11 protein-coding genes and 2 tRNA genes are annotated in these 11,408 nt (G+C 42.6%); 7 read left to right on the top strand and 6 right to left on the bottom strand.

Annotated features, from left to right (window positions below; translation table 11 throughout):
* A partial coding sequence (locus WBM98_RS17980; protein ID WP_424367398.1) for a hypothetical protein occupies nucleotides 1-1,097 on the bottom strand: 1,097 nt, incomplete at its 3' end.
* Between the two features lie 95 nt (nucleotides 1,098-1,192).
* Between WBM98_RS17980 and proS the strand changes: the two genes are divergently transcribed.
* The 4 genes from proS (at nucleotide 1,193) to rpsT (ending at nucleotide 3,373) form a co-directional block, all read left to right on the top strand.
* Nucleotides 1,193-2,668 carry a proline--tRNA ligase gene (gene proS, locus WBM98_RS17975; protein WP_424367397.1) on the top strand — a complete coding sequence of 492 codons (1,476 nt, stop codon included), beginning with the start codon at nucleotides 1,193-1,195 and terminating at the stop codon, nucleotides 2,666-2,668.
* Between the two features lie 170 nt (nucleotides 2,669-2,838).
* Nucleotides 2,839-2,910 (top strand) — tRNA-Glu (locus WBM98_RS17970).
* A gap of 94 nt (nucleotides 2,911-3,004) precedes the next feature.
* Nucleotides 3,005-3,079: transfer RNA gene (locus tag WBM98_RS17965), tRNA-Glu, on the top strand.
* A 42-nt stretch (nucleotides 3,080-3,121) separates the two neighbouring features.
* On the top strand, nucleotides 3,122-3,373 hold the full coding sequence (gene rpsT / locus WBM98_RS17960; RefSeq protein WP_424367396.1) for a 30S ribosomal protein S20: 252 nt from the start codon (nucleotides 3,122-3,124) through the stop codon (nucleotides 3,371-3,373).
* Nucleotides 3,374-3,505: 132 nt separating this feature from the next.
* Here rpsT and WBM98_RS17955 read toward each other — a convergent pair whose 3' ends face one another.
* The 3 genes from WBM98_RS17955 to rho form a co-directional block, all read right to left on the bottom strand.
* Nucleotides 3,506-4,189, bottom strand: a complete 684-nt coding sequence (locus tag WBM98_RS17955) for a hypothetical protein (protein ID WP_424367395.1) — start codon at nucleotides 4,187-4,189, stop codon at nucleotides 3,506-3,508.
* 12 nt (nucleotides 4,190-4,201) lie between these two features.
* Nucleotides 4,202-4,975: a hypothetical protein gene (locus WBM98_RS17950; protein WP_424367394.1), complete on the bottom strand. Its 774-nt coding sequence runs from the start codon at nucleotides 4,973-4,975 to the stop codon at nucleotides 4,202-4,204.
* Between the two features lie 189 nt (nucleotides 4,976-5,164).
* Nucleotides 5,165-6,784, bottom strand: coding sequence for a transcription termination factor Rho (gene rho, locus WBM98_RS17945; protein ID WP_424367393.1), 1,620 nt, complete (start codon nucleotides 6,782-6,784; stop codon nucleotides 5,165-5,167).
* Between the two features lie 192 nt (nucleotides 6,785-6,976).
* Between rho and WBM98_RS17940 the strand changes: the two genes are divergently transcribed.
* Nucleotides 6,977-7,387: a DUF4293 domain-containing protein gene (locus tag WBM98_RS17940; RefSeq protein ID WP_424367392.1), complete on the top strand. Its 411-nt coding sequence runs from the start codon at nucleotides 6,977-6,979 to the stop codon at nucleotides 7,385-7,387.
* A gap of 96 nt (nucleotides 7,388-7,483) precedes the next feature.
* On the opposite strand, the gene WBM98_RS17935 is transcribed toward WBM98_RS17940, so the two are convergent.
* Nucleotides 7,484-8,290 carry a class I SAM-dependent methyltransferase gene (locus tag WBM98_RS17935; RefSeq protein WP_424367391.1) on the bottom strand — a complete coding sequence of 269 codons (807 nt, stop codon included), beginning with the start codon at nucleotides 8,288-8,290 and terminating at the stop codon, nucleotides 7,484-7,486.
* A 94-nt stretch (nucleotides 8,291-8,384) separates the two neighbouring features.
* Complete coding sequence (locus WBM98_RS17930; RefSeq protein WP_424367390.1) at nucleotides 8,385-8,879, bottom strand: metallophosphoesterase family protein; 495 nt, start codon at nucleotides 8,877-8,879, stop codon at nucleotides 8,385-8,387.
* A 91-nt stretch (nucleotides 8,880-8,970) separates the two neighbouring features.
* Here WBM98_RS17930 and truA point away from each other — a divergent pair, with 91 nt between their 5' ends.
* Together truA and WBM98_RS17920 are read left to right on the top strand one after the other, a co-directional pair.
* Nucleotides 8,971-9,720 carry a tRNA pseudouridine(38-40) synthase TruA gene (gene truA / locus WBM98_RS17925; RefSeq protein WP_424367389.1) on the top strand — a complete coding sequence of 250 codons (750 nt, stop codon included), beginning with the start codon at nucleotides 8,971-8,973 and terminating at the stop codon, nucleotides 9,718-9,720.
* The coding region (locus WBM98_RS17920; protein ID WP_424367388.1) for an ABC transporter ATP-binding protein at nucleotides 9,713-11,408 on the top strand (1,696 nt) is incomplete at its 3' end. The genes truA and WBM98_RS17920, both read left to right, overlap by 8 nt.

The following is an 11,408-nucleotide window of genomic DNA, read 5'->3' as shown; positions in this document are numbered from 1 at the left end:
GGAGCCGTTGCCCTAGGCGTACTTCTCGAACCGCTTGTACCTCTGTTATACGTGCCGCTCCTTGAAGGTGTGCTTCTGTAGTAGGGGCTAGTCCTGGAAGTAGAATTATATCTTGGGGTGGCCCTTGTGCTTCTACTGGTTCGGTAGGCCCTGTTTTGGTCTACACCAACAGTTCGTCGTGCTGTACTCGAATTGCTTCTAGCTGAGGTCGAGTTGCTTCTATAGGTACTTGACCTTGTTGTGCTGTTGCTTCGTACACCACTCGTTCTTGCTGTGGTGCTGTTACTTCGATATCTTGGTGATGTTCCCCTTGTATTCACATTAGATCGGCCCCTTAGGGTCCTCACCGAATTATTGGCTAGGGAATTGGTGTTATAATAGCCTCTGCGGCTATTATTGAGTGCATAATTTCGATAGTTACCATGCCTATTTCCGTAAAACCTATTATAATAGGGATACCCATAAGCGCCATAACCATAGGCATAATAAGGGGAATACCATCCACCCCATCCGTATCCGTACCCATATCCGTAATATCCGCCCCAGCCCCAATTGTTCCATCGATTCCAACTCCATGGGTTGTTCCAGCCCCAACCATAACCTCCATAAGCTCCGTAACCCCAGCTGTCCCATAACCATGGGTTGTTATATCCCCATCCATAGGCGCTATAGCCCCAGTTGTTCCAACCATTGTTGTATACATTGATACTTACATCAGTGGCATTATCACCCCATCCGCCATAACCTTCGTAATCGTTTTCAGGTTGATAATAATCAGTCAAATCCCCTTTCTGTGGAATGCTGTCATATTCCGATTCACTTGAATAGGAATCGATATCCGTAAAAACCTCGCTATCCAATATCTCACCATACTCATCGGCCTTTTGTCCAAAGTAATCTTGGTATGGATCGTGAGTTGTTTTCTTCTCTACTCGTTGTGGCGCCCTTTCAACCACACGAACATTGTTATCTTCGTAAATTCCGTCATTATCATAATAAGACGCTTGCTGATAGGAACCGCATGAAGTGGCGAAAATGCCTAGAAAGGCGAAAAGTGCCATAGTGCGAATTCCTTGATGGGGTAGAGAATGTATCATGGTTTCAATTTTTATTGTTGAACATATTAAAAATAGTTAGTTTTACCGAACTATTTTGTTAACATTAGCACAAGATTTGTGCCAAACTACATCGAATGGGTAAAAAATTGACTACGCGAGAGGAGGATTATTCCAAATGGTACAACGAGCTCGTTGTAAAGGCTGATTTAGCTGAAAATTCCGGGGTTCGAGGCTGCATGGTCATCAAGCCATATGGCTTTGCCATATGGGAAAAAATGCAGGCGGAATTGGATCGGATGTTCAAGGAAACCGGGCATGAGAATGCCTATTTCCCGTTGTTCATACCAAAATCCTATTTGAGTAAGGAGGCGAGCCATGTAGAAGGGTTTGCAAAGGAATGTGCGGTCGTGACCCACTATCGTTTAAAGAATGCCGAGGATGGTAGTGGCATCATCGTGGATCCCGATGCGAAATTGGAGGAAGAACTTATCGTTAGGCCTACGTCTGAAACCATCATTTGGGATACCTATAGGCGATGGATCCAATCGTACCGCGATTTACCCTTATTGATCAATCAATGGGCCAATGTAGTGCGTTGGGAAATGCGTACCCGGCTTTTTTTGCGAACGGCTGAGTTCTTATGGCAAGAAGGCCATACGGCACATGCTACCGAAAAAGAAGCTATCGCCGAAGCGGAATTGATCTTGGATCTCTACGCCGACTTTGCGGAGAACCATATGGCCATGCCCGTCATAAAGGGGGTAAAAACGGAAAGCGAGCGGTTTGCAGGGGCGATAGAGACCTATTGTATCGAGGCATTAATGCAGGATGGTAAGGCTTTGCAAGCGGGCACTTCGCATTTCCTAGGGCAGAATTTCGCAAAAGCCTTTGATGTGAAATTCGCTACCAAAGAAGGGAAGCAAGAATATGTTTGGGCAAGTTCATGGGGGGTGTCTACCCGATTGATGGGTGCTTTGGTCATGACCCATAGCGATGATAACGGATTGGTATTGCCTCCAAAACTAGCACCGATACAGGTAGTCATCGTACCCATATACAAAGGTCTTGATCAATTAGAGGCCATTTCCGAAAAAGTCGAGCCTTTGGTAAAGGAGTTGCGGGCTAAAGGTATTTCGGTTAAATATGATAATCGGGATACACAAAAGCCCGGCTTTAAATTCAATGAATACGAATTGAAAGGGGTTCCAGTACGCTTGGCCATTGGTCAGCGCGATATGGAAAATGGCACCTATGAGGTTGCCCGTCGCGATACCCTTGAAAAGGAAACCGTTCCCATGGATGCGGTGGTAGCCAAAATAGAATTCCTTTTAGACGATATTCAGAAGAATATATACAAAAAAGCCTTTGATTATCGACAGGCGCATATTACCGAAGTCGACACCTATGAGGAGTTTAAAAACGTCTTGGAAGGAAAAGGCGGATTCATTGCGGCCCATTGGGATGGTTCAACGGCAACGGAGGATAAGATCAAGGAAGAGACCAAGGCTACGATCCGTTGTATCCCTATTAGCGGCGATACCACCCCCGGTCGTTGTATGGTTACCGGTGAACCATCGGTCCGTAGGGTATTGTTCGCCAAGGCCTACTAGGGTACATAGTGGGTTATGTTCCTAAAAATATGGCTTTAATAGGGTTGCAAAACCTTGCATATGTAGTTTGAGGATTCCTTATCTTCAGGAATCCGTAAAAAAATAATAAGCAGGTGTTGCGATAGTTAAAAATAATTGTATTTTTGCATCCGCATTTTGTGCAAAGTAATGGTCCGTTCGTCTAGGGGTTAGGACGCCAGGTTTTCATCCTGGTAACAGGGGTTCGATTCCCCTACGGACTACAAGGGAAGTTAGAGGGTAGTGGTACGATTTAAGAAGTGGGAATTTTAAGACTGATTTTCGTACTTCGTATTTCTAACTTCGAACCTTTAAAACGGCCCGTTCGTCTAGGGGTTAGGACGCCAGGTTTTCATCCTGGTAACAGGGGTTCGATTCCCCTACGGGCTACCAATTAAAGAGACAATTGTCTTAAAAACATAATTTAGAGAGAAGATGGCAAATCACAAGTCGGCATTAAAGAGAATCAGAAGAAATGAAGCTGTTCGCTTACGCAACAGGTACCAGCACAAAACTACCCGTAATGCAATCAAGAGGTTGCGTGGTGAGGAGAAAAAGGAAGATGCTGAGAAGTTGTTTCCTGAAGTTGTCAGTATGATCGATAGGTTGGCAAAACGGAACATTATCCATGCCAATAAAGCTGCAAACCTAAAGAGTAAGTTAGCGAAGCATATTGCCGCTTTGTAAGCACGCTTATAAACTTTAAAAGAAAGCCCTGACGAGTAATCGTTGGGGCTTTTTTCGTTCTATAGTGGGAGTTTCGCACGTCGCATTTCCTTATATATCATTACGATTAGGGCTGCCGACGCTGCGGTGTGCCTATTGATCATCCCCTGTACTGCGGGTCGGTCGCATTAAAACAAAACCTAGAATAAAGCAAGCGTACGTAATTACAATGAGCAGGTAATGGAATTGCTTTAGGTTTAATTCTTTATAAAGGGTATAATCATAATATGCCAAAATCGAAATCATGGGAAAGAAAAGATTAAAAACCAAAAGGCCGTAACTGATCCATACCAATAGTTTATACTTCTTTTGTTTTTGTCCCCTGATGTCATGATAATACAGAAAAATTGTTAGGATCAATACGATCGAGCCAATGGTTGAGGCATAGATTTGCGGAAAAATCAGGACATTTTGAAAAAATGGATTGATCACAGTCGCTATGATATAAACAACGCCACCGTATTTTATAATCTCTTTATACCCCTTATGTTTTATGTTTTTCCAGTATAAAACGTAGAAATACAAAAAGAATACCACATCATATATATTGAAGATGATATAGTTGGCGTATTGGTACTTCTCCCCATAAACAATTTGAAAGCTATCAAAGTCACGAATAAAGTATCCCAGTATTTCCGACACCATGGTGTACGCGATCAACATAGGTAGGTATTTCAGGACACTAGTGCTGTAATAACGATTGTAGCGAAGCAAGGAAACTACCAAGGTAATCGCGTATAGGGGGATAAAAAAATTATCTTTTAAAAATTCGTACATTCAAGAACAAGCTTAATCTTCTGGTTCATAAGGTGGTGGTGCTGCAGTGCCCTTATTCATAGTCAAACTTGAACCGGCATAGAATGATGAATTCAAGGTTGAATTTATGGTACTGTTGGTTAGACTGGGCATAAAAGAGGCATATGATAAGTTGTCATGGGTAAAGGTAGCACCCATTTTATCTGTTTTGACCGTGCCAAAACTATCTGTAAGCAGCACAGCTTCCTGTTTTGCCTCGGTGCCTCCAATATAAAACAGATATTCCCGATTATCTTTCTTTAAGGTTGGTGATAGCATCACCGAATTCTGCCTTGGATGTAGTATTGAATCCTTATTGTCATTGTTGAAAAATGGTTTATCGGGATAGTTCGAAAAATAGAATCGCAACCCCGAAATCTCGACATTGGCCTTTTTGGCTTCCTGTTCTATATAGGCCAAATACTGTTTTATGGTTTCGTAATCATAGGAAACATAACGGGCTACGTCAAATTTTTCCCCCTCGATTTCAAACCCCGAATCCGCCTTGGTTTTCTTTTCCTGACGTACTTTATCGTTGGGTTTGGTGCGATTGATCGAATCTTCGTAGCGTTGGATCAAGGGCACCCGTCTATCGGTATAGAAATCATACATTTCTTTGGCATGATCAATCGCTACGATTTGGACAGGGGCCAGAACCTCGGGGTGATCTTCATTTTCTTTTTCCATTTTCTCCTCACAACTTGAGAAGCTAAGAACACTAAGGGAAAGCACACAAAATAAGCACAGGAAATTTTTTGTTTTGGTCATAACAAGGGTTTTAGGTTATAAAATGTTCATGCAAAAAAGTGGGGGAGGACATTTATTGCCTTATAAAGATATTAAAATAACATTACGAAGTAGCATTGGGGGGTATTAGATCGATGTAGGTCGATCATCAAAAAAAATCCCCTCGGTCGAGGACCGAAGGGATTTGTACTTTCATTTCTTTTGGAACGTCTACTGGTTCATGGTCAGTAAGAACTCCTCGTTGTTCTTGGTTTGTTTAATGCGCTGTTCTATGAATTCCATAGCTTCAATGGGGTTCATGTCCGCGAGGTATTTACGCAAGATCCACATACGTTGTATCGTATTCTCATCCAACAATAGGTCATCCCTACGCGTGCTTGAGGACGTAAGATCGATTGCAGGGAATATTCTTCGGTTGCTAATTTTTCGATCCAATTGAAGTTCCATGTTACCGGTACCTTTGAATTCCTCAAAGATAACCTCATCCATCTTAGAGCCGGTATCGGTCAATGCGGTTGCAATGATCGACAATGAGCCACCACCTTCAATATTACGGGCAGCTCCGAAGAAACGTTTTGGTTTATGTAACGCATTGGCATCAACACCACCACTCAAAACCTTTCCTGAGGCTGGTTGTACCGTATTATAGGCACGTGCCAATCGCGTAATTGAATCCAAGAGGATAACGACGTCATGGCCACATTCGACCAAACGTTTCGCTTTTTCCAATACTATATTGGCTACCCGTACATGTTCGGTAGCTTCCTTATCAAAGGTAGAGGCAATAACCTCTCCTTGTACATTACGTTGCATATCGGTTACCTCTTCAGGACGTTCATCGATAAGCAAAACAATCAGATAAACTTCTGGGTGGTTTGCAGCGATGGCATTTGCGATGTCTTTCAACAACATCGTTTTTCCCGTTTTCGGTTGGGAAACGATCATGCCCCGTTGTCCTTTTCCAATGGGGGAGAACAAATCGATAATACGCGTCGAGATACTGCTTTGACGCTCTGAAAGATTGAATTTTTCCTGTGGGAACAATGGGGTCAGGTGCTCAAAGGATACCCGGTCACGTACGACCTGTGGATCAATACCATTGATCTTGTTCACCTTGATCAACGGAAAGTACTTTTCACCCTCTTTTGGGGGGCGTACATTACCTAAAACCGTATCACCGGTTTTAAGTCCGAACAATCTGATTTGGGATTGTGACACATAAATATCATCTGGGGATGATAGGTAATTGTAATCCGAAGACCTTAAAAAACCATATCCATCCTGCATGATATCAAGAACCCCTTCACTTGCAATGATACTGTCGAATTCGTATTCAGGTTCCTTATAGCGGTTCTTTAAATCTTTATCGAAATTGCTATTGCGTTTGTCCTGACCGTTTTTTTGATGATGCGCCTTGCTCACATTAGGGCTTTTCGATGGGTTCGGACCTTTTGTATGCTCTTTTTGGTGTTCTTTTTTGGTATTTTGGCCCGTGGCTGCCCTCGGGTTTGGCCTCTTGTTTTCTTTTTGCGGTTTCCTAGGCTTTTTTTCAATGGCTGAAGGGGCTTCCTGCACTTTATTCTCGGTCTCTACATCCTCTGTTTTCTTTGATGGGGAAACTCGGGGTCTTACAGGGCGATCTGCTGGTTTGACTTCTGGGATAACCGAGGCGATTACCTCCGTAGCTTTTGGGTTTGCGGCTTGTACGTCCAAAATTTGATAGACTAGGTCTAATTTTTTCAAGGTCTTGAATTTAGGTACTTTAAGCCCTTTCGCTATTTCCTGGAGTTCAGGAAGCTTTTTTGATTTTAAATCTGAAATCTCAAACATTAAGTGTGGTATAAATTATACGTCTTTAGACAATTAAGAAGTGTATTGTTATTTGGGTTTACTAAGGGAAGAATCCCCGTATTGGTAAGTGATATAACTAATAACGCAACAATATTACAAATTATTTTCATTAATTCGGGGATATTTTTTAAAAGACATGTATTTTTGCCCTTCAAAATCGTTTTAAAAGCAATGATTCAAAGAATTCAGTCCATTTATCTTGTCATTGTCTCCTTATTGGGAGGGGCGGCTCCTTTTTTGGCCTATCTCTGGCTCGATAGCAAAGGGAAGGAATTTTATGCCCAAAACGACATATGGATCTCATTGCTTTTTTACGTGTCGGGTGCTTTGGCCCTGATTGCTGTTTTCCTATTCAAGAAACGACAAAATCAATTTGTTCTGAACAGATTGAACATCATATTGAATCTTTTTTTACTAGGATTTTTCGTTTACCGATCGCTAAACTTATCCGGAGAAACCTCGGTTTCTGAGAAGGGTATTGGGATGTTGATTCCTGTATTTTCTATCGTTTTTTTGGTCCTGGCCAACAGGGCTATTAAGAAGGATGAGGATCTTGTAAAATCTGTGGATCGTTTGCGTTAAACCTAACATCTTAGTAGTATTAGTGCGTAAACCCTGATGGAAGCATCAGGGTTTTTACGTTTTTTTCCGCCATGGTATAAGGCACTTTATGCGTTCTTACCCGCTCTTTTTAGTACATAACATCGAATAAACCATGGGAATTTTATTTCCCAGATGTTCAATCCGATATTTATGGGGTTCAAATTCGATGGTCTTGTTGAAGCAGTTATAGGGTGAATAATCATATTCACCCAAGGAACGTATTTCCAGATTGTTTTGTATTAAACTGTTTGCCACTTCACTAATACCGTGGTTCCAAGAAATATACTCCTGATCTATATCCGCATTTTTATCGGCATAAGTGCCTTTCTGTGTTTCGATAATAGGTCCGGTATTCAAATAGTTATAGGCCACTTTGGTAAAATCATCATCAAACATCCATACTATCGGATGAAACTCCACGAAGACGAATTTCCCATTCGGTTTCAAAAACCGGGATACGATTTGTGCCCATGTATTGAGATCGGGCAACCAACCAATGGTGCCATAACTCGTGAAAACAATATCAAATTTTTTATTTAAAAAATTGGGCAATTCATAAATGTCACAATTGATAAATTCAATGTTCACACCGCACTTTTTGGAAAGTTCCCTCGCTTGGTCAATAGCCTTATCAGAGAGGTCAACGCCCGTAACATTGGCTCCGAGTCTTGCCAATGAAATGGAGTCTTGCCCAAAATGACATTGTAGGTGCAGCATACTTTTGCCTCTCACATCACCCAGTAATTGCAACTCTATAGCATTCAAGGAGGACCTTCCATTCAAAAACCCATCGAGATCGTAAAAATCGGATTTCAAATGAAAATCGGTTCTATTGTTCCACAACTCCTTATTTATTCTGATGTAATTTTCTGCTAGGCCCATGTGCTTTCCAAATTTTCAACCGTACTCCCAAGGGGTAACTACTTGGCATCTATACTATTTTTCGTAGGGTTGTATTTTCAAAACTAGGTCATTTTTACCGTTTGCCCAGTTCAATGACCTCCAAATTTTTGATGTCCTTTCCATCGATTACAAAACGGAGCATGGTGCGCATCTGATGAAATCCGTGTTTGCCGCAAGCGCCAGGATTCATATGAAGTATTCCTCGGGGCTTGTCCCACATGACCTTCAAAATATGTGAATGCCCACAAATAAACAATTTTGGGGGATTCGCCTTTATTTCTTTGATGGTCGTACTGTTGTATCTCGGGGGATATCCCCCTATATGCGTCATCCAAACATCGACCCCTTCACATAGGAAGCGTTGGTGTAAGGGAAATTCTTTTTGGATCACATGATCATCGATATTTCCATAGACCCCGCGCAACGGTTTTATTTTCTCGAGGGTGTCGGTTACCTTTAAACTGCCGATATCGCCCGCATGCCAAACTTCATCTGCCTGTCGTGCATATTTCAGGATGGCATCGTCAATATGCCCATGGGTATCTGACAGTAAAAGAATTTTGGTCATAAAACTTAAATTAAGCTTAAAAAGTAGTCTTTAAGGGCTCTTTTTAGATGGAACGGAGTATCTTTGAACGCCACAAAAATAGACCATTCACTTGAGATATTTTATCGTTTTTTCATACTTTGGAAAGTCATACCATGGTTGGCAAAGACAGCCCAATGCCATTACGGTACAGGAAGTGTTGGAAGATGCAATATCAAAGCTTTTGGGGGAGCCCATCGCTATGGCCGGTGCTGGCAGGACCGATGCCGGGGTACATGCCAAACAGATGTATGCCCATTTTGATTTTGAGGGCGACTTCGGTTTTGAAGACCTGATATTTCGTTTGAATGCCTTTTTGCCAGATGATATTGCGATTGCCGATATCTTTCGGGTTTCCAAAGACGCCCATGCCCGATTTGACGCTTTGGGAAGGACCTATGCGTATTGGATAACACAAAGGAAAAATCCGTTTTATGCGGATAGGGCACATTATATCAGGTATGCATTGGATATTGATGCGATGAACGAAGCGGCCAAGTTATTGATGGCTTATGATGATTTCGAATGCTTCTCAAAATCGAATACCGATGTGCATACCTACCTATGCCGGATTACCAAAGCGCAATGGACCTTGGATACCGACACATTGGTATTTACGATAACCGCAGACCGGTTTCTTCGAAACATGGTGCGGGCCATCGTAGGTACGCTGCTCGATGTGGGTATTGGGAAAAAGAATTTGAAGGATGTAAGCACAATTATAGAGGGCAAGGATAGATCTCTGGCAGGAGCCTCTGTCCCTGCAAAAGGACTATATTTGACGAAAATTGTATACCCAGTCACAATAGGAATACATGAGTAAAGAAACAGGAAAAGCATTTGATACAGGGTTGTTTAAGCGTCTTCTACGGTACACCAAACCCTATAAGCTCACTTTTTATGGGGTGGCCATTTCGGCGATTTTGCTATCGGCCTTTGCGGTGATGACGCCCTATTTACTGCGGATGCTTATCGATGACGCCATCATGAAATCCTATGCGGAAAAATTGCTCTTTTTGGTTGTGGCCATGCTGGTCGTCTTATTGGCACAGGTCATCTTTCAATTGCTATTTAATTATTATGCGAATTGGTTGGGGGAGTCGGTGATAAAGGATGTGCGAATCAAACTATTTCGGCATATGCTGAATTTTAGAATGACCTATTTTGACAACTCTTCCCTTGGCGTCTTGGTTACAAGGGCCGTGGCCGATATGCAACGTATCGGAGAGATTTTTAGTGAAGGTTTTTTTGTTATCGTGGCCGATTTGCTGAAGATGTTCGCCGCTGCCGCGTTGATGATTTATTTGAACTGGAAATTGGCATTGATCGTATTTGCCCTACTTCCCTTGATTTTGTATGCCACCCGTTTGTTCCAAAAGGCCATGAAGGTTGCCTTTATTGAGGTTCGGGCGCAAGTCGCCAATTTAAACTCCTTTGTTCAAGAGCGGATTGCCGGGATGAAAATCGTACAGTTATTTACACGGGAACGTATAGAGAGTGAAAAATTTCGCGAAATCAATGAAAAGCACAAGAAGGCCTGGTTGAAGACGGTATGGTACAATTCTATCTTCTTCCCCGTGGCTGAGATCGTTACTTCGTTGGCCATTGGTTTAGTGGTTTGGTACGGGGGCCTTATGAATGTGGCCAATATCTCGTCTAATGAGGCCGGTACTATATTTGCCTACATCCTGTGTATTGAGATACTTTTTAGGCCATTACGGCAAATTGCAGATAAGTTCAATACGCTGCAAATGGGGATGGTGGCTGCCAATCGGGTATTTTCCATTTTGGATACGGAAAGTATGGTGGATGATTCGGGGACCTATGGGGATGCCCATGTAAAGGGCGATATCAAATTTTTGAATGTCCGTTTCGGTTATGTTGAGGACGAAGAGGTGCTGCACGGAATATCTTTCGAGGTCAAGGCCGGGGAAACCATTGCCATCGTCGGGGCGACCGGGGCAGGGAAATCGACCATCATCAACTTATTGAATCGCTTTTACGAGATACATTCAGGACAGATTCTGATTGATGGGGTAGATTGTAAAGCCTATAAGTTGGCTGCATTACGTGCCCATATCGCCGTGGTACTGCAAGATGTCTTTCTTTTTGCCGATACCATCGCCAATAATATTTCCTTGAAAAACAACGACGTAAATCTGGAGGCCATAAAGGAGGCCGCCCAGCAAATTGGGGTAGATGAGTTCATTGAAAGTCTTCCGGGGGGGTATCAATTCAATGTAAAAGAACGCGGATCTATGTTGTCGAGTGGGCAGCGGCAACTAATCGCTTTTCTAAGGGCTTATGTCAGTAACCCGAGCATTCTTATTTTGGATGAGGCCACTTCATCGGTCGATACCTATTCAGAACGTTTGATCCAACGAGCGACCGATCGAATTACCGAGGGAAGGACCTCAATCATCATTGCGCACCGCTTGGCTACCATAAAGAAGGCCGATAAGATTCTGGTCATGGATGCCGGTAAGATAGTCGAGTCGGGCACCCATCGCG

The organism is Maribacter sp. (assembly GCF_049667165.1).
Taxonomy (GTDB): Bacteria; Bacteroidota; Bacteroidia; order Flavobacteriales; family Flavobacteriaceae; genus Maribacter_A.
Note: the sequence above shows the minus strand (reverse complement) of the source record. Positions and strands in the feature narration are given on the sequence as shown.

Excerpts from the sequence above, each read along its gene's own strand:
- WBM98_RS17940 (WP_424367392.1), top strand. The coding sequence starts at position 6,977 with ATGATTCAAAGAATTCAGTCCATTTATCTTGTCATTGTCTCCTTATTG.
- WBM98_RS17935 (WP_424367391.1), bottom strand. The coding sequence starts at position 8,290 with ATGGGCCTAGCAGAAAATTACATCAGAATAAATAAGGAGTTGTGGAAC.
- WBM98_RS17930 (WP_424367390.1), bottom strand. The coding sequence starts at position 8,879 with ATGACCAAAATTCTTTTACTGTCAGATACCCATGGGCATATTGACGAT.
- proS (WP_424367397.1), top strand. The coding sequence starts at position 1,193 with ATGGGTAAAAAATTGACTACGCGAGAGGAGGATTATTCCAAATGGTAC.
- WBM98_RS17955 (WP_424367395.1), bottom strand. The coding sequence starts at position 4,189 with ATGTACGAATTTTTAAAAGATAATTTTTTTATCCCCCTATACGCGATT.
- WBM98_RS17950 (WP_424367394.1), bottom strand. The coding sequence starts at position 4,975 with ATGACCAAAACAAAAAATTTCCTGTGCTTATTTTGTGTGCTTTCCCTT.
- rho (WP_424367393.1), bottom strand. The coding sequence starts at position 6,784 with ATGTTTGAGATTTCAGATTTAAAATCAAAAAAGCTTCCTGAACTCCAG.
- rpsT (WP_424367396.1), top strand. The coding sequence starts at position 3,122 with ATGGCAAATCACAAGTCGGCATTAAAGAGAATCAGAAGAAATGAAGCT.